This is a genomic window from Salmonella sp. WC3 (genome assembly GCF_042932255.1).
Classification (GTDB): Bacteria; Pseudomonadota; Gammaproteobacteria; order Enterobacterales; family Enterobacteriaceae; genus Salmonella; species Salmonella enterica.
Genome location: NZ_CP170629.1, coordinates 631470 through 652742, shown reverse-complemented (window position 1 = coordinate 652742; position 21273 = coordinate 631470). Strand labels below are relative to the sequence as shown.

Below are 21273 nucleotides of genomic sequence, written 5' to 3'. Positions count from 1 at the left end.
ATAAGAGGGCATTTTTTCTTTTCCTGCCTCTCATTTTCCCGCCAGGTTCTACACTTAGAAAAAACACTGGAAGGAAAAACGCTATGCGCTTGCTGCCCGTCGTTGCTGCGGTTACTGCGGCATTTTTGGTTGTCGCCTGTAGTTCGCCTACCCCGCCTAAAGGCGTTACCGTGGTAAATAACTTTGATGCCAAACGTTACCTCGGCACCTGGTATGAGATCGCACGCCTCGATCATCGATTTGAACGTGGACTGGAACAAGTCACGGCCACCTATAGTCTGCGTGACGATGGCGGGATTAATGTCATCAATAAAGGCTATAACCCGGATCGGGAAATGTGGCAAAAAACAGAAGGCAAAGCGTATTTTACCGGTAGTCCAAACCGCGCCGCGCTCAAGGTCTCTTTTTTCGGCCCGTTCTACGGCGGCTATAACGTGATTGCGCTTGACCGGGAATACCGTCATGCGCTGGTGTGCGGCCCGGATCGCGACTATCTGTGGATACTCTCTCGCACGCCAACGCTTTCTGAGGAAATAAAACAGCAAATGCTGGCCGTCGCGACCCGGGAGGGGTTTGACGTCAATAAATTAATTTGGGTAAAACAATCAGGTTCGTAGCAATATCAGCGACGAATTAATGCGCACTGAGTTTTAGCCCAATGATACCCGCGACGATCAAGCCAAGACTGAGCAAACGCGCCGGTGAGGCAGACTCGCCCAGCAGAAGGATACCGGTGATTGCCGCCCCGACGGCGCCGATGCCGGTCCAGATGGCATACGCCGTTCCAACGGGCAGCGTTTTCATTGCCCAGGAAAGTAACGCCATACTGATAACCATGGCCGTAATGGTGATGATACTGGGGGTCAGACGAGAAAAACCGTGGGTATACTTCAGGCCGACAGCCCATACCACTTCAAGTAAACCAGCGATTAATAGAATGATCCAGGACATAGCAGGCTCCAGATAATTAATGGGGCCGTCCCCGGTGAGAATAGCGTTTACAGGTCGTCCTGTAACGTATACGGATGAAAAGCCATTCTTGCCTGAGAGAAAATGAATTTCAACCTTTTTATTTTTTTCCGTCTAAAGGCGGGAATTGGCCCTTTTAAGCCGCGTAGTTTTCGCATTTAGCGCCCACAGGAGTTCTCTATGATGGAACGCCTTCTGGGAAAGAAAGTGCTTTATCTACTTCCGGGTGCAAAAAACTATGTTGAAAATTTTAGTGATAGACCGATGCCACTTTACCCGTACGGGCATGGAGGCCTGGCTTAATCACACTGATGTGCTCAGTTCTTCACTGCTGGTATCCGGGATGAATAACCTTATACTGGCGAAAGAACATATTCTGCAATGGAAGCCCCACCTGGTTATCGCTGATTTATATGGTTTTCTCAACGATGCCTTACCCGAACAGCCTATCAATGCATTTTTTGCCGCCTGCAGGATGACGCCGTTGGTATTATTACAGTCAGGGAATATGCCGTACAGACCGCAATATGCCAGTCATGCGGTGTTATCTAAACACACGCCTTTACATGAGCTTGCACAACGAATTAAAGGAGCGCTACATACTCATCCACTGCAGGAAGCGCCGGAAAGCGCCACGCCATTGCTCTCTCCGCAGGAGGAAAAAGTGCTCGCGATGTGGACGGAAGGCACCAGCAATAAAGAGATTGCGTATGCGCTTGGCATTCACGGGAAAACGGTTTACACCTATAAGCGTAATATCCGTATGAAACTTCATATGGATAACCGGTATTCTCCCTTTCTTATGCTTCCGGAGAAAATCGATTAACGGTACGACGCCATGCCGTACCGTTGATGATTACTGCTGAGCTCTGGTTGCAGCGCCAGAGATCGCACTACCACCGTCCGAGATGTCCTCGCCCACGCCGCGCGTGGTATTACAAGCAGTTAATACAGTGGAAAGTACCAAAACAGAAAAGATCGCTGCAATTGTCTTTTTAACCATAATGTCTTCCTTTTCTAGCCAATGTTGTTTGTGTATAGCAACTTAATAATAGACAACATCCCAGAAAATGACGGGCGATCGACTAATTTTAGGAAGACGAGAAGCGATTAGCTGGCTGCGCGGGAGATGGCGTGGCCAAGATGCTGAATATCTTCGCCGAAGCCGCGGGCGGTATTACATGCCGTTAATAATGTGCTGGTAAGAAGAACCAGCGCGACAAGGCTGATAAAGCGTTTCATCATTGAGGCGCGAAAAAAAGGATGGCGCAGCATACGCTGCACCATTTTTCCCGATAACGTAAATTATTTTACGCGGGATACGTATTCGCCGGAACGGGTATCGACTTTGATCACTTCGCCAATCTGCACGAACAGCGGAACTTTAACCACTGCGCCAGTAGACAGCGTGGCTGGTTTGCCGCCAGTACCTGCGGTATCGCCCTTCAGACCTGGGTCGGTATCAACAATTTCCAGTTCAACAAAGTTCGGCGGAGTGACAGAGATAGGCTGACCGTTCCACAGGGTTACGATGCATTCCGCCTGATCCAACAGCCATTTTGCGTTGTCGCCGATAGCCTTGGCATCTGCAGACAGCTGCTCGAAGGTTTCGTTGTTCATGAAATGCCAGAACTCACCGTCGTTGTACAGGTAAGTCAGGTTCATATCGACTACATCCGCGCCTTCAGCGGAATCGGTCGATTTGAAGGTTTTCTCAACGCGCGTGCCGGTCAGCAGACGGCGCAGCTTAACGCGGGCAAACGCCTGGCCTTTACCCGGTTTCACGAATTCACTGGATTCAACCGCATAAGGTTCGCCATCCAACATGATTTTAAGACCGGAACGAAAATCGTTGCTATAGTAAGTCGCCATAAGGCCCTCTGAAATTGTTAACTGGTAGCTAAGCCACAAAATGGCGCATATTGTAACCCTAAATACCCCATTGCGAGAAGATTGGTTAGCGCAACTTGCCGATGTTGTGACCAATCCCGACGAACTGCTGCATCTTTTACAGATTGAAGCTGATGAAAACCTCCGGGCAGGACAGGACGCCAGGCGCTTGTTTGCCCTCCGCGTGCCGCGCGCTTTTATTGCGCGCATGGAGAAGGGCAACCCTGACGATCCTCTTTTACGTCAAGTGCTGACGTCCCGGGATGAATTTATTGTCGCCCCCGGTTTCTCCACCGACCCGCTGGAAGAGCAACACAGCGTGGTACCAGGATTATTGCATAAATACCAAAACCGGGCGCTATTGCTGGTAAAAGGCGGATGTGCGGTAAATTGCCGCTACTGTTTCCGTCGTCACTTCCCGTATGCGGAGAATCAAGGCAATAAGCGCAACTGGACAGTCGCGCTGGAGTATATCGCCGCACACCCGGAACTGGATGAGATCATCTTTTCCGGCGGCGATCCGCTGATGGCGAAAGATCATGAGCTGGACTGGCTGCTCACGCAACTGGAAGCCATTAAGCACGTCAAGCGGCTACGCATCCACAGTCGGTTGCCTATCGTCATCCCGGCACGCATTACTGCCGAACTGGTCGCCCGCTTTGACCAGTCACGTCTGCAAATTTTGTTGGTGAACCATATCAACCACGCTAATGAAGTGGACGAGGCGTTCTGCCTGGCGATGAAGAAACTGCGCCACGTGGGCGTCACGCTTCTCAACCAGAGCGTCCTGCTGCGTGGCGTGAATGATAACGCGCGAACGCTGGCGAATCTGAGCAACGCGCTATTTGACGCCGGCGTGATGCCCTATTACCTGCATGTGCTGGATAAAGTGCAGGGCGCCGCGCATTTTATGGTCACCGATGACGAAGCCCGGCAAATCATGCGCGAACTGCTCACGCTGGTATCCGGCTATATGGTGCCAAGACTGGCGCGTGAAATCGGCGGCGAACCGAGCAAAACACCGCTGGATTTACAGCTTCGGCAGTGCTAATCCTCGCGGGCGCGTCAGGGACGACGAAAAATATTAGCGCGCAATATTACGAGGAGACTCCCCCGCGATTCTCCTCACCCTTTGGCGAGGATAAACTCACCTTCGTTAAATACACCTTTCCGGTCCTCTCTTTTCAATAAAGTCCGTTTTAGGACTCGCTTAGCGTGTACTGCATTTTCGAATTATACTGGTTCTCCTTTTTATAGGACGGCATAAACAATTTATATATCAAATACATTGCAGTAAAACATTTAATTATTTTATATTTGTGGAGAATTGACATGGCCTTAACGATTAAGGGACTAAATACCGGCGTTATTCGTCACAATGATAAGTTTATCGCGCTGGCGCTTAAGGTGAAGTCACTGAGAAATAAAGAAACACTGCTTTTCTTTCCTGTGCTCGCGCTGCGAGACTTGTTGATCGGCCTTGAACACCGGCTTTATCTACAACACTCGCTTCCGGAACAAGAGCAGGAAAAACGCCAGAAAGCTAAAAGCAGTCATGTGCTTAAAATGCATGAGAATATTCCGGCAATACTCCGTGAAGAGCTGGAAAACGCCGATGTTAATCAGCGTGTTGAATCTTTAGCGTTGAGCGATAATACAGAAAAAGTATTAACCTTTACGTTAAAGCTGCACAATGGTAGCCATCTTGATTTACAGGTCGGTGAGTGGCAGGTTGAAGTTCTGGTGATGGCTATTATTCACGCCATTAATAATGCCGAAATGCGTGAGCTCGCATTGCGTATTTCTTCAATGCTGGACTTTTTACCATTATACGATGCTGACTGCCTGGAAAACGGTAATATCGAATTCGATACCTATAACCAGCCTGACTGGAAACATAATCTGTATAACCATTATTTAGCGCTCGTTTATCGTTATACGGATGAGGCAGGACAATCGCATGATTGCGGCACCATCATTAAGACCCGTAATCAGTCAGGCTCTAAAGAAGCTGAAGCAATATCACGCCGCTTGCTGAATTTCAGCCCGCGTCTTAAAAAGCTGGAAGGAAAACCGTGTAAGGTTTTTGTCAGAACGCTTGGAACCGGTAAAGCAGCGCGTCTGACGCAAGATCAATGCATGCGCGCGTTGCATAATCTACGCATGGCATCATCGCAGGAAAAACGCTAACCATATCGCCCTCTGAATCTTTCAGAGGGCGTTACGATTCAGACATATCAATTCGGACATTTATAAACCTGGCCGTTCATCTCGCTGGCCGTCGGGACAAAACTGGACAACATGCCCTGTGACGGACTACTTACGCCATACAGCACGTTTCCACCCATCGCGGCTGCCTGATTACGCAGATCGTTCGCTGCGCCACGCATTGAGCCACCCTCTTCGCCGTGCTGGCCTGAAAACCAGTTACTCTGTTTACCAGTTGCCGTACCAATAAGCTGGCATTCCGCGCCTGGCTTATCTTCGACAAAGCGTACATTTTGGCCGGCAGCGGTGAGTTCGTTGCTGGAGCTACAACCCGCCATCAGCAGCGCGGCGCCAACGATCCCTGCTAAATATTTCACGTGCATGTTATTCCCCATAATCAATGAGCTGGACGTTTTGTCCGTATCTGAATCTTATACTAAAAAGATGACTAAAAGAAAAACCCCCGGTCATTTCTGCCCGGGGGTTTCTCAATTCTGGGAGATAAACATCCAAATCATTCTGGTTGCAGGAAGGCGGCCAGTTTGTTAATCCCCAGTCACTTACTCAAGTAAGTGACTGGGGTTAGCCAACGCATCTGCAGCCTGAAGGATGCAGGGTGTGGGCAATTACATCATGCCGCCCATACCACCCATACCACCCATGCCACCAGCAGCGCCTAAATCAGGAGCATCGCTTTTCGGCAGGTCGGTCACCATGCACTCGGTAGTGATCATCAGACCAGCCACAGAAGCCGCGTACTGCAGCGCAGAACGGGTAACTTTGGTTGGGTCCAGGATACCCATATCGATCATGTTGCCGTATTCTTCAGTTGCTGCGTTGTACCCGTAGTTACCGTCGCCGCCTTTAACGGTGTTAGCGACAACAGACGGCTCTTCGCCGCAGTTCAGCACGATCTGACGCAGCGGAGCTTCCATTGCGCGCAGCGCAACTTTGATACCCACGTTCTGGTCTTCGTTCTGGCCTTTCAGGTCAGCAATTTTAGAAGCAACGCGGATCAGCGCAACGCCACCACCAGCAACCACGCCTTCTTCTACCGCAGCACGGGTCGCGTGCAGGGCATCTTCAACGCGGGCTTTCTTCTCTTTCATTTCAACTTCGGTCGCAGCGCCAACTTTGATTACCGCAACGCCGCCTGCCAGTTTCGCTACGCGCTCCTGCAGTTTTTCACGATCGTAGTCGGAGGTCGCTTCTTCAATCTGCTGACGGATCTGAGCAACACGGCCCTGGATGGCAGCTTCTTCACCCACGCCATCGATGATGGTGGTGGTGTCTTTGTTGATCACAACGCGTTTCGCCTGCCCCAGGTCTTCCAGGGTTGCTTTTTCCAGCTCCATACCGATCTCTTCAGAGATTACGGTACCGCCGGTCAGAGTAGCGATATCCTGCAGCATCGCCTTACGACGATCGCCGAAGCCAGGTGCCTTAACAGCAGCCACTTTCACGATGCCACGCATGGTGTTAACAACCAGGGTAGCCAGCGCTTCGCCTTCAACATCTTCAGCGATGATCAGCAGCGGTTTGCCTGCTTTTGCAACGGCTTCCAGAACCGGCAGCATTTCGCGGATGTTGGAGATTTTCTTATCAGCCAGCAGGATGAACGGGCTTTCCAGCTCTACTGCGCCAGTTTCCGGCTTGTTGATGAAGTAAGGAGACAGGTAGCCGCGGTCAAACTGCATACCTTCAACCACGTCCAGTTCGTCCTGCAGACCGGTACCGTCTTCAACGGTGATGACGCCTTCTTTACCGACTTTATCCATCGCTTCCGCGATCAGTTTACCTACGGTTTCGTCGGAGTTAGCGGAGATAGTACCTACCTGAGCAATCGCTTTAGAGTCGGAGCACGGTACGGACAGGGCTTTCAGCTCTTCAACCGCCGCAGCAACCGCTTTGTCGATACCACGTTTCAGGTCCATCGGGTTCATGCCCGCAGCAACGGCTTTCAGGCCTTCGGTAATGATGGACTGCGCCAGTACGGTCGCGGTGGTGGTGCCGTCGCCTGCAGCATCGTTCGCTTTAGAGGCAACTTCTTTCACCATCTGCGCGCCCATGTTTTCAAACTTGTCTTCCAGTTCGATTTCACGCGCTACGGAAACACCATCTTTAGTGATAGTCGGCGCACCGAAAGATTTATCCAGAACCACGTTACGGCCTTTCGGACCGAGGGTTACTTTCACTGCATCTGCCAGTACGTTTACGCCGCGCAGCATTTTCACACGAGCGTCGTTACCGAATTTTACGTCTTTAGCTGCCATTTTCTCTTTCCCTTAAATTCGTATGTTCAGTGTCGTTCGCGGATTACGCTTCAACAATTGCCAGAATGTCGCTTTCAGACATGATCAACACTTCTTCATTGTCGATCTTTTCAGATTTCACACCGTAGCCATCGTTAAAAATAACGATGTCGCCAACTTTCACGTCCAGCGGCTGTACAGTACCGTTGTCCAGGATGCGACCCTTACCGACAGCGATGATTTCGCCACGAGTTGATTTACCCGCTGCGGAACCGGTCAGTACGATGCCGCCAGCAGATTTGGACTCAACTTCTTTACGTTTGACGATCACACGATCATGTAACGGACGAATACTCATTGATAGCTCTCCTTTGAGAAAGTCATTATCAGTTATGGGTGACGCCGGCCCGTAAACGGTTTCCCGGCTGGTGACCAGAGAGATGGGGATGGGGTTTTGCCCCTTCAAGGGGGGAGATGAAAAAAAATTCTTCTGAGCGAAAAAATCGGTAAAAACGCTACTTATCTCACGTTTACCCAAGGTTTAGAACATCCTGCTATAAGAAAAGGCGTGTGTGATACGCTTAAAAATGTCTGTCGTCACCTGACGTTACAATGCCGCCGGATAATGAGCTGATGAATGAACTAAAAAAAGAGCTTGGGTTGGTTCAGGGCGTTATCTTGTTAACCACATCATTATTAGGGACTGGCGTTTTTGCGCTTCCGGAGCTGGCTGCGCTGGCGGCAGGCGACATCAGCCTTTGGGCATGGCCGCTGCTCATTATTTTGATTTTCCCTATTGCGATTGTCTTTGCTGTGCTGGGGCGCCATTTTCCACACGCTGGCGGCGTAGCGCATTTTGTCGGGATGGCATTTGGCCCGCGTCTGCAACGGGTGATCAGTTGGCTGTTTTTATCAGTCATTCCTGTTAGTTTTCCCGCAGCCTTGCATATTGCGGTGGGTTTCGGCCAGGCACTGTTTGGCTGGCAAAGCGAACAGCTCTTATTTGGGGAGCTGGGTACTCTAGGTTTGCTATGGTTTATGGGATCGCGCGGCGCCAGCTCCAGCGCCAACCTGCAAGCCATTATCGCTGGATTAATTATCGCGCTTATTGCCGCCATTCTGTGGAAAGGCGCGATTAAACCTGCGGATATCACCTTCCCAGCCGCAAACGAAATCACCTTTTCCCGGCTGTGTACCGCCCTGGCGATCATGTTCTGGGGATTTGTGGGAATTGAGGCGTTTACGCATTTGTCGTCTGAATTTAAAAATCCTGAACGTGATTTTCCGCGCGCATTGATCATTGGCCTGATGCTGGCCGGCTCCATTTATTGGACCTGTACCGCCGTGGTGCTGCATTTTGGCGTCTATAGCGACAAGATAGCGGCAACAGCATCGCTACCGCTTATTATTGTTCATCTCTTCGGTATCCAGGCGTTGTGGATAGCCTGCATTATTGGTTATCTCACCTGCTTTGCCAGCCTGAATGTGTATGCTCAGAGTTTTGCGCGTCTGATATGGACGCAAATGCAATATCAGCCCGATCACTATCTGGCTCAACTCTCTCCCGGGCGCCTTCCCCTGCACGCGTTAAACGTTATTCTGGTTTGTTGTTGCGTGAGTTCCCTGGTCGTCTACGCCCTGAAGATTAACCTCAATGCGCTGATCGTCTATGCTAACGGTATTTTTATTATGCTCTATCTGCTTTGTATGCTGGCGGGCTGTCGACTATTGAAAGGGCGCTGCTATGCACTGGCGGTGACGGGTTGTCTACTGTGCCTGTTATTGCTGGTAATGCTGGGGTGGAAAAGCTTATATGCCATTATCATGCTGGCAGCATTATGGCTGTTTTTACCGAAGCGAAAACGCATGGCGTAAGACGTATCTGTTGGCCGGATAACGCCTCACGCGACTTATCCGGCCAGCATCTCTACCTTTAATCCCGACGCTCGTCTTTATGTTCAATACGATCGCGATCGTCATCTTTACGCTGATACTCGCCGTCAAATGTTTCGCCACCACCAGTACCCGCGCTAAACCCGCCGCCCGGCATCCGGGAAAAACGTAAATGCGGCAGCAACTTCAGCGTCAAATGTTTTTGCACTGGCGGTAACAAAAGGAGAAGGCCGAGAAAATCGGTGAAAAATCCCGGCAACAGGAGCAGTAAGCCAGCGATGATCAGCGATACACTCTTAATCATTTCTGCCGCCGGGCTCTCACCGGCCGCCATTTTTTGTTGCATCAGCAAAAAGTTTTTAAAACCCTGGTTACGTACCAGCGACATACCGATAACAGACGTAAAAATCACCAGGATTAACGTCATCAGGACGCCAAGCACATGGGCGACCTGGATAAAGATAGAAATCTCAATGTAAACATAGAGAAAGACAGCTAAAAAGGGTATCCAGCGCAAAGGACTCTCCTGTAAGTCATGGCCGTCTGCGACGACCATTTGAATGGGGTTGCGATTCGCATCGATTCGATATGGTGGTGCGTAGCAAAATTTCAAGTGGTTTGTACACCTATTTTAGGTAGTAATACTAAAGCGGTGACCTATTTCACAAAATAATAAATAAGGGGTAAATTCCCACACTTTAAGTGATCCAGATTACGGTAGGAATTCTGAACCAGCATATGATCTCGTTTATCAGGCCGATGGAGGGGATAATCGTCGGTCAGAAAACATTCGAAATCACATATATCCTGTGTGTTTTAAAGTAAAAATCATTGGCAGCTTGAAAAAGAAGGTTCACATGTCAAACAACATTCGTATCGAAGAAGATCTGTTGGGTACCAGGGAAGTTCCAGCTGAAGCCTACTATGGTGTTCACACTCTGAGAGCGATTGAAAACTTCTACATTAGCAATAACAAAATCAGCGACATCCCTGAATTTGTGCGTGGCATGGTTATGGTAAAAAAAGCGGCGGCGCTGGCCAACAAAGAGCTGCAAACCATTCCTAAGAGTGTGGCGAACGCCATCATTGCCGCATGTGATGAAGTCCTTAACAACGGTAAGTGCATGGACCAGTTCCCGGTAGATGTCTATCAGGGCGGCGCGGGCACTTCCGTCAACATGAATACCAACGAAGTGCTGGCCAACATCGGGCTGGAACTGATGGGTCATCAGAAAGGTGAATATCAGTACCTGAACCCGAACGACCACGTGAATAAATGTCAATCCACTAACGATGCCTATCCGACAGGCTTCCGTGTAGCGGTTTACGCCTCTATCGTCAAACTGATCGATGCCATCAACCAGTTGCGTGAAGGTTTCGAACGTAAAGCGGTTGAATTCCAGGACATCCTGAAAATGGGTCGTACCCAGTTGCAGGACGCCGTACCGATGACGCTTGGTCAAGAATTCCGTGCGTTCAGCATCCTGCTGAAAGAAGAAGTGAAAAGCATCGAGCGTACTGCTGAGCTGCTGCTGGAAGTCAACCTTGGCGCAACGGCAATCGGTACTGGTCTGAACACGCCGAAAGAATACTCTCCGCTGGCGGTGAAAAAACTGGCTGAAGTCACTGGTTTCGCCTGTGTTCCGGCTGAAGATCTGATTGAGGCGACGTCTGACTGTGGCGCGTATGTTATGGTTCACAGCGCGCTGAAACGTCTGGCAGTGAAGATGTCCAAAATCTGTAACGACCTGCGCTTGCTCTCTTCTGGTCCTCGTGCCGGCCTGAACGAGATCAACCTGCCGGAACTGCAGGCGGGCTCTTCCATCATGCCAGCCAAAGTGAACCCGGTTGTACCGGAAGTCGTAAACCAGGTATGCTTTAAAGTCATCGGTAACGACACCACCGTTACGATGGCGGCGGAAGCCGGTCAGTTGCAGTTGAACGTTATGGAACCGGTTATCGGCCAGGCGATGTTCGAATCCATCCACATTCTGAGCAACGCGTGCTACAACCTGCTGGAAAAATGCGTTAACGGCATTACCGCGAATAAAGAAGTGTGCGAAGGGTACGTTTATAACTCCATCGGTATCGTCACTTACCTCAACCCGTTCATCGGCCACCACAACGGCGACATCGTCGGTAAAATCTGTGCTGAAACCGGTAAGAGCGTACGTGAAGTTGTGCTGGAGCGCGGCCTGTTAACGGAAGCCGAGCTGGACGATATTTTCTCCGTACAGAACTTGATGCACCCGGCTTATAAAGCTAAACGTTATACTGATGAAAGCGAACAGTAATCGTACAGGGTAGTACCAAAGAGGCACGTCACGATGACGTGCCTTTTTTCTTACAAGAAGTTACCAAATAACAACAATTTAATATCAACTTGTTAAACAACAAGGAAGGCTAATATGATAGTTGTCGAACTTATCATTGTTTTGCTGGCAATCTTTTTGGGCGCCAGACTTGGGGGCATCGGTATTGGATTCGCAGGTGGGCTGGGTGTTCTGGTACTTGCCGCCATCGGCGTGAAGCCAGGGACAATTCCATTCGATGTCATTTCCATCATCATGGCGGTTATCGCCGCGATCTCTGCTATGCAGGTCGCGGGCGGTCTGGATTATTTGGTAAACCAGACGGAAAAACTGCTGCGTAAGAACCCGAAATACATCACTATCCTCGCACCGATTGTGACCTATTTCCTGACTATTTTTGCTGGTACCGGGAACATTTCCCTGGCAACGCTGCCGGTTATTGCTGAAGTCGCGAAGGAGCAGGGAATCAAACCTTGCCGTCCGCTCTCGACCGCCGTGGTATCCGCGCAGATTGCGATTACCGCCTCGCCGATTTCTGCGGCCGTGGTGTATATGTCTTCTGTTATGGAAGGTCATGGCATTAGCTACATTCACCTGCTGTCCGTGGTTATCCCCTCTACGCTGCTGGCGGTGCTGGTGATGTCCTTCCTGGCCACGATGCTGTTCAACTCCAAACTGTCGGACGACCCAATTTACCGCAAACGTCTGGAAGAAGGGCTGATTGAACTGCGTGGTGAAAAGCAGATTGAAATCAAACCGATGGCAAAAAATTCCGTCTGGCTGTTCCTGCTGGGCGTTATCTGCGTGGTTGTTTATGCGATTGTTAACAGTCCGAGCCTCGGCCTGGTTGAGAAACCGCTGATGAACACCACCAACGCTATTTTGATCATCATGTTGAGCGTCGCAACGCTGACCACCATCCTGTGTAAAGTGGAAACTGACGCCATCCTCAACTCCAGTACCTTTAAAGCAGGGATGAGCGCCTGTATCTGTATTCTGGGCGTGGCGTGGCTGGGCGATACTTTCGTATCCGCTAACATCGACTGGATCAAAGACACTGCGGGTAGCGTCATCCAGGGTCATCCGTGGCTGCTGGCCGTCATCTTCTTCTTTGCTTCCGCGCTGCTCTACTCTCAGGCGGCAACGGCGAAAGCGCTGATGCCGATGGCGCTGGCGCTGAACGTCTCTCCGCTGACGGCAGTCGCTTCCTTCGCCGCCGTTTCCGGCCTGTTCATTTTGCCAACCTACCCGACTTTGGTTGCGGCGGTACAGATGGATGACACCGGTACAACCCGTATCGGTAAATTCGTCTTTAACCACCCGTTCTTCATCCCAGGCACCCTGGGCGTCGTTCTGGCTGTCTGCTTCGGCTTCCTGCTGGGCAGCTTTATGCTGTAAGTGTTTCACCCGCGGGGCGTATCACGCCCCGCATTCTCCCGCCCTTTGACTAACATCCTGCCCTCGTCCGTTGTATAGTGACCGTTCACTTGCGGGTCTTTTTGTTCTTTCGAGGTGTTTATGCTTGATGTTAAGAGTCAGGATATTTCCATCCCCGAGGCCGTTGTGGTGCTTTGTACCGCCCCGGATGAAGCTACCGCCCAGGATCTGGCCGCCAAAGTGCTGGCGGAAAAACTGGCCGCCTGCGCCACCCTCCTCCCCGGCGCGACATCGCTGTACTACTGGGAAGGTAAACTGGAGCAGGAGTATGAAGTTCAAATGATCTTAAAAACCACCGTTTCACATCAGCAAGCGCTTATCGACTGCCTGAAGTCTCATCACCCGTATCAAACGCCTGAACTTCTGGTTTTACCTGTTACTCACGGAGATACTGATTACCTCTCATGGCTCAACGCATCTTTACGCTGATCCTGCTGCTGTGCAGCACATCCGCCTTCGCCGGATTATTCGACGCGCCGGGTCGCTCGCAGTTCGTCCCGGCAGACCGGGCGTTTGTTTTTGATTTTCAGCAAAATCAACACGATCTTACCCTCTCCTGGCAGGTAAAAGAGGGTTACTACCTTTACCGTAAACAAATCAGTATCACGCCGACGAAAGCGGATATCGCCGCAGTCCAACTCCCGGCAGGCGTCTGGCATGAAGATGAGTTCTACGGGAAAAGCGAAATCTACCGTAAGCGGCTAAACGTTCCGGTAACGGTTAACCAGGCGGCGGCTGGCGCGACATTAACGATAACGTACCAGGGGTGCGCCGATGCGGGATTCTGTTATCCGCCGGAAACGAAAACGGTGCCGCTAAGTGAAGTCGCCGCGGCAATAGACGCCACGCCGACGCCTGCTGTCACCCAGACGAGTGAGACGTCAAAACCCGCCGCCCAGCTACCTTTTTCCGCGCTCTGGGCGCTGCTGATCGGCATAGGCATCGCCTTTACGCCCTGCGTTTTACCCATGTATCCGCTGATTTCCGGTATTGTCCTGGGGGGAAGGCAACGTTTGTCGACGGGGCGCGCACTGCTGCTGGCCTTTATCTATGTACAAGGGATGGCGCTGACCTATACCGCACTGGGTCTGGTCGTCGCCGCGGCGGGATTACAGTTTCAGGCGGCGCTGCAGCACCCTTATGTGTTAATCGGCCTTGCCATCGTGTTCACCCTGCTTGCGTTGTCGATGTTTGGCCTGTTCACACTACAGCTCCCCTCCTCACTGCAAACCCGGCTGACATTAATGAGTAATCGTCAGCAAGGCGGCTCGCCCGGCGGTGTTTTTGTTATGGGGGCGATTGCCGGATTAATTTGCTCGCCCTGTACCACAGCGCCGTTAAGCGCGATCCTGCTTTATATCGCTCAGAGCGGCAACATGTGGCTGGGCGGCGGTACGCTGTATTTGTATGCATTAGGTATGGGTCTGCCGCTAATGCTGGTCACCGTGTTTGGCAACCGCCTGCTACCGAAAAGCGGCCCGTGGATGGCGCATGTTAAAACCGCTTTTGGTTTCGTGATCCTCGCGTTACCGGTCTTTTTACTGGAGCGGATTATTGGCGAGGCTTGGGGTTTACGTCTGTGGTCGCTGCTGGGCGTCGCTTTCTTTGGTTGGGCCTTTATCACCAGCCTTCAGGCCAGACGAGCGTGGATGCGTATCGTACAGATTATCCTGCTGGCGGCAGCGCTCATTAGCGTGCGGCCTCTACAGGATTGGGCGTTCGGATCGCCATCCGCGCAAGCTCCAGCGCACCTCAATTTCACGGCTATTTCTACCGTGGACGAACTCAATCAGGCGCTGGCGCAGGCCAAAGGCAAACCCGTTATGCTGGATTTCTACGCCGACTGGTGCGTGGCCTGTAAAGAGTTTGAAAAGTATACCTTCAGCGATCCGCGGGTCCAGCAGGCGCTCGGCGACACGGTGCTCTTACAGGCTAACGTCACCGCTAACAATGCGCAGGACGTCGCGCTGTTAAAGCATCTGCAAGTTCTCGGGCTGCCCACCATTCTGTTCTTTGATGCCCAAGGCCAGGAACAGCCGCAAGCGCGAGTCACCGGCTTTATGGACGCCGCCACCTTTAGCGCGCATTTGCACGATCGCCAACCGTGAGCGACACTTGCAAAAGCAAAGACGGAGGAGAATACCGTGCAACGTGAAGATATTCTGGGAGAAGCCCTGAAATTACTGGAGACGCAAGGGATAGCCGATACTACGCTGGAAATGGTGGCGGAGCGCGTAAATCGCCCACTCGACACATTACAGCGTTTCTGGCCAGATAAAGAAGCCATTTTATATGACGCGCTACGTTATCTGAGTCAGCAGGTAGATATCTGGCGACGCCAGCTTCTTCTTGATGAGACGCTTTCTGCTGAACAAAAGCTACTGGCACGCTACAGCGCGCTTTCGGAATGTGTCAGTAATAACCGTTATCCTGGTTGCTTGTTCATTGCCGCCTGTACGTTTTATCCCGACCCAACCCATCCTATTCACCAACTGGCCAATCAACAAAAACGCGCGGCACATGATTTTACCCATGAGCTACTGACCACGCTGGAAATTGACGATCCGGCGATGGTTGCAAGGCAGATGGAGCTGGTGCTGGAAGGTTGTCTCAGCCGAATGCTGGTCAACCGCAGTCAGGCTGATGTAGATACCGCTCAGCGGTTGGCGGAAGATATTCTGCGTTTTGCACAGTGCCGTCAGGGTGGAGCGCTCACCTGACGGGTACTGATTTTATGCATTTTGCCTGAAAAGCAGGCAGTCAGCGCGCTTTTATCACTTTTTTCGTGTAAAGCCGTTGACGACCGCGCCCCTTTACGGTTTAATGCGCCCCGTTGCCCGGATAGCTCAGTCGGTAGAGCAGGGGATTGAAAATCCCCGTGTCCTTGGTTCGATTCCGAGTCCGGGCACCACTTATTCAGAAAACCCAGCCTATGGCTGGGTTTTTGCTTTTCTGGGAATGGAAATCCGTAGCTCCCATCTCTGGCCTGACTAGCTATAACGAGAAGGCCAGATTTTCTCTGGCGCAACGCCCAGCGCTTCGGCGATCAGCCGCTCACCTTTGGGCCAGGGTCAAAAGCTTACTTAGCTACAGGGGCATTATTATCAGTAATAACGCGCATCACTCTATCTGACGGTTCGCTAAACCCGACAAGTGAATCCAATATCTCCGCCATGAACTTTTTCATCACTGATAACAATAATCCCTTCGCCAATTTTAGCATTTTTTCTTTTTCGGTTTCTTTATTCTTAAATACTGTTTCCGACTCTTGTTCATAATCATAAATTAATACTCAGCACGTCATGACTGGTGGTAGTTGTCGGGGTAACAGGGCACATAGTTTAAAATACTTATTCATAGTTTGTTATTACGTAAACATTTTAACCTAATGCGTGTCAGTCAGGCACGCAGATAAAAAACAACCGGGGAGAAAAGTTAAACAAAATGCTGTTAGCAGGAAGTACCAGTATTGTTCTGTTGTCCGCTGCAGTCAGTCCGGTATGGACAGACGATAATGCCAGTACAGCGTCCTGCTTTTTTACCTGTATGTTGAATAACCATTGCAATAAATCATTATAGGATTACATCTGTTTATTATTGCCTGATCCGGAGTGAGTCTTTATGAAAAGTCGTTATTTAGTATTTTTTCTACCACTGATCGTAGCTAAATATACATCAGCAGAAACAGTGCAACCCTTTCATTCTCCTGAAGAATCAGTGAACAGTCAGTTCTACTTACCACCACCGCCAGGTAATGATGATCCGGCTTTCCGCTATGATAAGGAGGCTTATTTCAAGGGCTATGCGATAAAGGGTTCCCCACGATGGAAACAAGCTGCTGAGGATGCAGATGTAAGCGTGGAAAATATAGCCAGAATATTCTCGCCAGTAGTGGGTGCTAAAATTAATCCCAAAGATACGCCTGAAACCTGGAATATGTTACAGAATCTTCTGAAAATGGGCGGCTACTACGCTACTGCTTCGGCAAAAAAAATATTATATGCGTACTCGCCCCTTTGTCTTATTTAATCATTCCACCTGCCGTCCTGAAGATGAGAATACTTTGCGAAAAGATGGCTCTTACCCTTCCGGGCATACTGCTTATGGTACACTTCTGGCATTAGTATTATCCGAGGCCAGACCGGAACGCGCGCAGGAGCTCGCCAGACGAGGATGGGAGTTCGGGCAAAGCAGAGTGATATGTGGTGCTCACTGGCAAAGTGATGTTGATGCTGGCCGTTATGTGGGAGCAGTAGAGTTTGCAAGGCTGCAAACAATCCCGGCGTTTCAGAAGTCACTGGCAAAAGTCCGTGAGGAGCTGAACGACAAAAATAATTTATTGAGTAAAGAAGATCACCCCAAACTTAATTACTGAAGGTGAAAGTCTTCCCGCAAACTGGCCACAGTAAATAAAAGGAAGTGCAACTGCTTAGGGGCGACCGGGCGTGAGACTGTAATTAAAATTGTGTAAGTGCCTGTTTTTGATATGTTCACTCCAGTAACAGAGACAGGCAATTATGGACGAAAAGAAACTCAAAGCCCTTGCGGCTGAAGTGGCTGAAGGCCTTAAAACCGAAGCCGATCTCCATGCTTTTTCCCGCATGTTGACGAAGCTTACCGTCGAAACAGCGCTCAATGCGGAGCTGCCTGAACACCCCGGGTATGAGAAAAATGCGCCCAAAACAGGCTCATCCCCCCGCAATGGCTACTCGTCAAAAACGGTGTTATGCAATAATAGCGAGATCGAACTGAACACGCCGCGTGACCGTGAAAATACCTTCGAACCGCAGCTGATTAAGAAGCACCAGACGTGCATTACGCAGATGGACAGCCAGATTTTATCCCTCTGCGCTAAAGGCATGACTACCCGCGAAATCGTTGCCACCTTCAAAGAAATGTACGACTCCGATGTGTCGCCCACGCTGATATCTAAAGTCACCGACGCCGTAAAAGAGCAGGTCACTGAGTGGCAAAACCGACAAATGGATACGCTGTATCCCTTTGTTTATATGGACTGTATGTTGTCAAAGTTCATCAGAATGGCAGTGTGATAAACAAAGCAGTTTTCCCTGCGCTGGGGATCAATACCGAAGGTCAGAAAGCGTTGCCGGCATGTGGCTGTCCGGAAATGAAGGCACAAAGTTCTGGCTAAGCGTGCTGACGGAGCTGAAAAAGCGGGGCCTTCAGGACATCCTGATTGCCTGTGTGGACGGTCTGAAGGGCTTCCCGGATGCGATAAACAGCGTCTTCCCGAAATATCCGCAAATCAGCAAAAGCTGGCGTGCGCACTGGGAAAACCTCAATACGCTCTTCAGTTATCCGCCGGATATCCGCAAGACCATCTACCATCTACACTACAAACGCAGTCGAATCCCTGAACAGCGTGATCCGTGCCGCGATTAAGAAACGCAAAGTGTTCCCGACGGATGACTCGGTACGAAAAGTTATTTATCTGGCAATCAAGGATGCATCAAAAAAATGGGGTATGCCGATCCAGAACTGGCGACTGGCGATGGGCCGCTTTATTATCGAATTCGGTGACCGCCTGAGCAATCACCTTTAATATATTAGCAGTTACATAGAATTACTGACAGGCTCAAAAAAAGAGATCAGATTTCAGTCTCTTTTTTATCACTCATAATAATAGTCAGTTATTTTCTTTTATTTAGCTCTTCCATAAAATTTACCCAATTTTTATATTGATAATCAAGATTGCGAATCTCGTCTGAGATGGTTGATTGCTGCTGTATGAGACCACGTTTCTTTGCTATCAACTCTTGTAAACCATCATCGAGCACCTTCATTTTCGCTTTTATCTTCTCATTAATTTCATTATATTTTACGGAGTATTCTTCTTTATGTTTTTCTAATACAGCACGTTTCTCCGCCCTTATGTCATCAAAATCACTCAACCTGTAATTCTTTAATTTTTCCCGGCGAGCCTTCATTGCTGGGTCGAAAACTTCAGCATTGTACTTCTTCTCAAAATAATAAGGAGCATTTTCTTTATTAAAGAGTTCCAGCTCTTTATTCAAATCACGCTGAACAAAATAACGGCTTTGTGTTTTTCCATCTTCCCCTTTCCCCCAATACTCATCGATTTCTTTATTAATAACTAATATATTAGTTTTAACTTTTGCGATATCATTATTTAATTCGTTTAGTTTTGATTTCTTCCTGGCATATTCATCTTTAATTGCATTTATTTTATCATCAAAACCTGCTCCATCCATGATGATATATTTACCGTCAGTTTCAACATTAGGAATTGGATTTCCTTTTGGTGTTTCTGACATTTGTAATGAAGAAAATATTGTTTTCCATCCAGTATATTTATTACCAAGACTGTTCAAAGTTGCTGAGAATTTAATATCTTTGCCTTTATCCCACGATTTTTGAACAACAATATAATCAGTTAACGAGGCAACTGGTGTATACAGATCGTAGCCAGTAGAAAGTAAGCCATCAGCAGCATATGTTCTCTTATTTCCATCAACCGATGTTTCCTTGATATCAATTGAATCAAGGATAAGACGCCCATGAAATTGATTACTAAATTGTTCTTTCAAGACTTTCTCTGTAGGGGTGTTATCGTCACCGCATCCGCTAATTAATAGCGAAACCAATAAACCACACAAAAATTTTCCATTCATAACATTCATCCCAGAAATTAATAATATGCAATAAAATCATTTCAGCATCACACAACGAGTTAGCAAATTCAATATTTAATGATGTGTTATTTTCATTATAATACTGTGTCTTTATTTTTAAACCACCAGGACTCGCTATCTTAATGAAAGACAATACCTCTAATAAATCAGATAGTTGGAAAGCAATTTTTTAATGGGCTGGCTGAAGCCATTAAAATGATTTTTTCAATCATCCTTACTGTAGCCGGAGGTAAAGCTGTTACTTCAACTGACGATGAAGAACAACAGGCAGACTACAGAAATGGACTGATCCTACCCGCGTAATATGGACACAACCCTAAGCAAGGTTCTGGTTTTCAAATTGTTCCGGACTGAGACTGCCACAGGCACTGTGACGACGCCGTTGATTGTAATCACACTCGATATCATTAAACACTGCTGTCTGCATTATTTCCCAGCTGGCAAAGCCCTCTCCGTGGATACATTCCACCTTCAGCGTGTGAAAGAAGCTTTCTGCACAGGCATTGTCATAACAACAGCCTCTGGTGCTCATACTCCCCCGCAGATTATGTCGTTTCAGTAAGCTCTGCTAATCCGTTGAATAGTACTGACCACCTCTGTCTGTATGCACGCTGACTTTCCCAGTCGTTTACGCCGCCATTGCACCATCTGTAACGCATCGCAGGCTGGCCGCCACGGTTTTTATGTTATACATCCGTCAGGCGTGGCGCACCATAGCGCTGTTTGCGTCACTGAATGCCTCCCGGGCGACGTTATCACAGACAAGGCGGAACTGCTGACGCTGGTTTATCTGATGACGACGCTGATGCCAGACGTACCAGCCACTACGGGCAACCTGAAGTACACGGCACATGGCTTTGGTACTGAATTCAGCCTGATGTTTTTCGATGAAGACATACTTCATTTCAGGCGCTTCGCGAAGTATGCCGCGGCCTTCTGGAGAATGGCCAGTTCCTCATCCCCTTCTGCCAGCGGACGCTTCAGATGGGCGATCTCTGCGGGCATCGCCTGTTCGCGGTCAGAAGAAGAGAGCTGATTTTGCTGTTTGCTTCGCCAGTTGTAGAGCTGTGATTCATACAGGTTAAGCTCGCGGGCGGCAGCGGCCCCCCAATGCGTTCAGCCAGTTTCAGGGCTTCCTGCGAAATTCAGGCGTGTGCTGCTTGCGTGGCTTTTTGGTGGTTGATGCTGGTTTTTTCATATGAGTCACCTCTTGCTTGAGAGTTTACTCACTTAGTCACGTGACCACTATTGCTGGGTAAGATCAAAGAACCTCAATAACGTGTTACACCGTTTTTCATAAAGCCAACCATACGATTGAATGCTTCCCCTCCCCCTCAAACTTCCGGATATCGCTACACCGTCTACCCGCCGCAGTATATATTTATCGCGTTGTATGCCTTTCCTGACCGAGAGCGTTAATATTTACCTCCAGGATAAACCTTATCACAAATTAACATCAGATCTTATACCTCATGCTAACTACCTCCATGAAATTAAAGAGCTATTCTCTAAAAGAATAAGGGTAATTATTACTTAATTCAAATTTTAAAGAGATAAATTGATAATAACATGAGCCAATTCTTGTAAATTTCCATCTTTTTTTTATACGCGACATAGTTTTTTAACGATACTATAATA

The 21273-nt window shown here is 49.2% G+C and carries 19 protein-coding genes, 1 tRNA gene and 5 pseudogenes; 14 read left to right on the top strand and 11 right to left on the bottom strand.

The window, feature by feature from the left end:
* The first annotated feature begins 83 nt into the window (after nt 1-83).
* Nucleotides 84-617 carry a lipocalin family protein gene (locus ACFK9X_RS03045; protein WP_001238396.1) on the top strand — a complete coding sequence of 178 codons (534 nt, stop codon included), beginning with the start codon at nt 84-86 and terminating at the stop codon, nt 615-617.
* 16 nt (nt 618-633) lie between these two features.
* Here ACFK9X_RS03045 and sugE read toward each other — a convergent pair whose 3' ends face one another.
* The gene (gene sugE / locus ACFK9X_RS03040) at nt 634-951 is read right to left on the bottom strand and encodes a quaternary ammonium compound efflux SMR transporter SugE (protein ID WP_000118469.1); all 318 of its coding nucleotides are present in this window, start codon (nt 949-951) and stop codon (nt 634-636) included.
* 256 nt (nt 952-1207) lie between these two features.
* Here sugE and ACFK9X_RS03035 point away from each other — a divergent pair, with 256 nt between their 5' ends.
* The gene (locus tag ACFK9X_RS03035) at nt 1208-1795 is read left to right on the top strand and encodes a LuxR C-terminal-related transcriptional regulator (RefSeq protein WP_000912957.1); all 588 of its coding nucleotides are present in this window, start codon (nt 1208-1210) and stop codon (nt 1793-1795) included.
* A gap of 30 nt (nt 1796-1825) precedes the next feature.
* Here ACFK9X_RS03035 and ecnB read toward each other — a convergent pair whose 3' ends face one another.
* The 3 genes from ecnB to efp all read right to left on the bottom strand — a co-directional run bounded on the left by ecnB (nt 1826) and on the right by efp (nt 2841).
* Nucleotides 1826-1972: a lipoprotein toxin entericidin B gene (gene ecnB / locus ACFK9X_RS03030; protein ID WP_000239598.1), complete on the bottom strand. Its 147-nt coding sequence runs from the start codon at nt 1970-1972 to the stop codon at nt 1826-1828.
* A 107-nt stretch (nt 1973-2079) separates the two neighbouring features.
* Nucleotides 2080-2214, bottom strand: coding sequence for an entericidin A/B family lipoprotein (locus ACFK9X_RS03025; protein WP_001595192.1), 135 nt, complete (start codon nt 2212-2214; stop codon nt 2080-2082).
* A gap of 60 nt (nt 2215-2274) precedes the next feature.
* Nucleotides 2275-2841: an elongation factor P gene (gene efp / locus ACFK9X_RS03020; protein WP_000257282.1), complete on the bottom strand. Its 567-nt coding sequence runs from the start codon at nt 2839-2841 to the stop codon at nt 2275-2277.
* A gap of 40 nt (nt 2842-2881) precedes the next feature.
* On the opposite strand from efp, the gene epmB reads away from it, so the two are divergent.
* A complete protein-coding gene (gene epmB / locus ACFK9X_RS03015; protein WP_151115480.1) occupies nt 2882-3910 on the top strand; it encodes an EF-P beta-lysylation protein EpmB in 1029 nt (342 codons plus the stop codon).
* Nucleotides 3911-4191: 281 nt separating this feature from the next.
* A complete protein-coding gene (locus tag ACFK9X_RS03010; protein WP_001229225.1) occupies nt 4192-5049 on the top strand; it encodes a YjeJ family protein in 858 nt (285 codons plus the stop codon).
* A 47-nt stretch (nt 5050-5096) separates the two neighbouring features.
* Here ACFK9X_RS03010 and ACFK9X_RS03005 read toward each other — a convergent pair whose 3' ends face one another.
* The 3 genes from ACFK9X_RS03005 to ACFK9X_RS02995 all read right to left on the bottom strand — a co-directional run bounded on the left by ACFK9X_RS03005 (nt 5097) and on the right by ACFK9X_RS02995 (nt 7677).
* Nucleotides 5097-5450 (bottom strand): DUF4156 domain-containing protein, encoded by a 354-nt coding sequence (locus tag ACFK9X_RS03005; protein WP_000558210.1) that lies wholly within the window; start codon nt 5448-5450, stop codon nt 5097-5099.
* Nucleotides 5451-5693: 243 nt separating this feature from the next.
* The gene (groL, locus tag ACFK9X_RS03000; protein ID WP_000729126.1) at nt 5694-7340 is read right to left on the bottom strand and encodes a chaperonin GroEL; all 1647 of its coding nucleotides are present in this window, start codon (nt 7338-7340) and stop codon (nt 5694-5696) included.
* A gap of 43 nt (nt 7341-7383) precedes the next feature.
* The gene (locus ACFK9X_RS02995) at nt 7384-7677 is read right to left on the bottom strand and encodes a co-chaperone GroES (protein WP_000027827.1); all 294 of its coding nucleotides are present in this window, start codon (nt 7675-7677) and stop codon (nt 7384-7386) included.
* Nucleotides 7678-7952: 275 nt separating this feature from the next.
* Between ACFK9X_RS02995 and yjeH the strand changes: the two genes are divergently transcribed.
* Nucleotides 7953-9194, top strand: a complete 1242-nt coding sequence (gene yjeH / locus ACFK9X_RS02990) for an L-methionine/branched-chain amino acid transporter (RefSeq protein WP_031617238.1) — start codon at nt 7953-7955, stop codon at nt 9192-9194.
* Between the two features lie 58 nt (nt 9195-9252).
* Here yjeH and ACFK9X_RS02985 read toward each other — a convergent pair whose 3' ends face one another.
* Nucleotides 9253-9729 (bottom strand): FxsA family protein, encoded by a 477-nt coding sequence (locus tag ACFK9X_RS02985; RefSeq protein WP_161126849.1) that lies wholly within the window; start codon nt 9727-9729, stop codon nt 9253-9255.
* 340 nt (nt 9730-10069) lie between these two features.
* Here ACFK9X_RS02985 and aspA point away from each other — a divergent pair, with 340 nt between their 5' ends.
* From aspA to ACFK9X_RS02955, 6 genes are all read left to right on the top strand, one after another.
* Entirely contained in the window at nt 10070-11506 is a 1437-nt protein-coding gene (aspA, locus tag ACFK9X_RS02980) for an aspartate ammonia-lyase (protein WP_000069440.1), read from the top strand.
* Nucleotides 11507-11620: 114 nt separating this feature from the next.
* A complete protein-coding gene (gene dcuA / locus ACFK9X_RS02975) occupies nt 11621-12922 on the top strand; it encodes an anaerobic C4-dicarboxylate transporter DcuA (RefSeq protein WP_099825942.1) in 1302 nt (433 codons plus the stop codon).
* A 120-nt stretch (nt 12923-13042) separates the two neighbouring features.
* Nucleotides 13043-13390: a divalent cation tolerance protein CutA gene (gene cutA, locus ACFK9X_RS02970; protein ID WP_000887832.1), complete on the top strand. Its 348-nt coding sequence runs from the start codon at nt 13043-13045 to the stop codon at nt 13388-13390.
* Nucleotides 13366-15069 (top strand): protein-disulfide reductase DsbD, encoded by a 1704-nt coding sequence (locus tag ACFK9X_RS02965; protein WP_000068883.1) that lies wholly within the window; start codon nt 13366-13368, stop codon nt 15067-15069. The genes cutA and ACFK9X_RS02965 overlap by 25 nt, the downstream gene beginning before the upstream one ends.
* Before the next feature lie 36 nt (nt 15070-15105).
* Nucleotides 15106-15681, top strand: a complete 576-nt coding sequence (locus ACFK9X_RS02960; RefSeq protein WP_001188509.1) for a transcriptional regulator — start codon at nt 15106-15108, stop codon at nt 15679-15681.
* A gap of 115 nt (nt 15682-15796) precedes the next feature.
* Nucleotides 15797-15872: transfer RNA gene (locus tag ACFK9X_RS02955), tRNA-Phe, on the top strand.
* A gap of 79 nt (nt 15873-15951) precedes the next feature.
* On the opposite strand, the pseudogene ACFK9X_RS02950 reads toward ACFK9X_RS02955, so the two are convergent.
* Nucleotides 15952-16029, bottom strand: a pseudogene (locus tag ACFK9X_RS02950) (helix-turn-helix domain-containing protein); the annotation flags it as partial.
* Nucleotides 16030-16582: 553 nt separating this feature from the next.
* Here ACFK9X_RS02950 and ACFK9X_RS02945 point away from each other — a divergent pair.
* Nucleotides 16583-17336: pseudogene (locus ACFK9X_RS02945) on the top strand (non-specific acid phosphatase).
* Between the two features lie 142 nt (nt 17337-17478).
* A pseudogene (locus tag ACFK9X_RS02940) lies at nt 17479-18524 on the top strand (IS256 family transposase).
* An 88-nt stretch (nt 18525-18612) separates the two neighbouring features.
* Here the strand turns inward: ACFK9X_RS02940 and ACFK9X_RS02935 are convergent.
* Both ACFK9X_RS02935 and ACFK9X_RS02930 read right to left on the bottom strand, forming a co-directional pair.
* The gene (locus ACFK9X_RS02935; protein ID WP_151115477.1) at nt 18613-19614 is read right to left on the bottom strand and encodes a DUF1202 family protein; all 1002 of its coding nucleotides are present in this window, start codon (nt 19612-19614) and stop codon (nt 18613-18615) included.
* 337 nt (nt 19615-19951) lie between these two features.
* Nucleotides 19952-20833: pseudogene (locus tag ACFK9X_RS02930) on the bottom strand (IS3 family transposase).
* 116 nt (nt 20834-20949) lie between these two features.
* Here ACFK9X_RS02930 and ACFK9X_RS02925 point away from each other — a divergent pair.
* A pseudogene (locus ACFK9X_RS02925) lies at nt 20950-21172 on the top strand (hypothetical protein).
* Nucleotides 21173-21273 lie beyond the last annotated feature (101 nt).

Bases quoted from the DNA above. Each gene is read 5' to 3' on its own strand.
- ACFK9X_RS03045 (WP_001238396.1), top strand. From the start codon at position 84: ATGCGCTTGCTGCCCGTCGTTGCTGCGGTTACTGCGGCATTTTTGGTT.
- sugE (WP_000118469.1), bottom strand. From the start codon at position 951: ATGTCCTGGATCATTCTATTAATCGCTGGTTTACTTGAAGTGGTATGG.
- ACFK9X_RS03035 (WP_000912957.1), top strand. From the start codon at position 1,208: ATGTTGAAAATTTTAGTGATAGACCGATGCCACTTTACCCGTACGGGC.
- ecnB (WP_000239598.1), bottom strand. From the start codon at position 1,972: ATGGTTAAAAAGACAATTGCAGCGATCTTTTCTGTTTTGGTACTTTCC.
- ACFK9X_RS03025 (WP_001595192.1), bottom strand. From the start codon at position 2,214: ATGATGAAACGCTTTATCAGCCTTGTCGCGCTGGTTCTTCTTACCAGC.
- efp (WP_000257282.1), bottom strand. From the start codon at position 2,841: ATGGCGACTTACTATAGCAACGATTTTCGTTCCGGTCTTAAAATCATG.
- epmB (WP_151115480.1), top strand. From the start codon at position 2,882: ATGGCGCATATTGTAACCCTAAATACCCCATTGCGAGAAGATTGGTTA.
- ACFK9X_RS03010 (WP_001229225.1), top strand. From the start codon at position 4,192: ATGGCCTTAACGATTAAGGGACTAAATACCGGCGTTATTCGTCACAAT.
- ACFK9X_RS03005 (WP_000558210.1), bottom strand. From the start codon at position 5,450: ATGCACGTGAAATATTTAGCAGGGATCGTTGGCGCCGCGCTGCTGATG.
- groL (WP_000729126.1), bottom strand. From the start codon at position 7,340: ATGGCAGCTAAAGACGTAAAATTCGGTAACGACGCTCGTGTGAAAATG.
- ACFK9X_RS02995 (WP_000027827.1), bottom strand. From the start codon at position 7,677: ATGAGTATTCGTCCGTTACATGATCGTGTGATCGTCAAACGTAAAGAA.
- yjeH (WP_031617238.1), top strand. From the start codon at position 7,953: ATGAATGAACTAAAAAAAGAGCTTGGGTTGGTTCAGGGCGTTATCTTG.
- aspA (WP_000069440.1), top strand. From the start codon at position 10,070: ATGTCAAACAACATTCGTATCGAAGAAGATCTGTTGGGTACCAGGGAA.
- dcuA (WP_099825942.1), top strand. From the start codon at position 11,621: ATGATAGTTGTCGAACTTATCATTGTTTTGCTGGCAATCTTTTTGGGC.
- cutA (WP_000887832.1), top strand. From the start codon at position 13,043: ATGCTTGATGTTAAGAGTCAGGATATTTCCATCCCCGAGGCCGTTGTG.
- ACFK9X_RS02965 (WP_000068883.1), top strand. From the start codon at position 13,366: ATGGCTCAACGCATCTTTACGCTGATCCTGCTGCTGTGCAGCACATCC.
- ACFK9X_RS02935 (WP_151115477.1), bottom strand. From the start codon at position 19,614: ATGAATGGAAAATTTTTGTGTGGTTTATTGGTTTCGCTATTAATTAGC.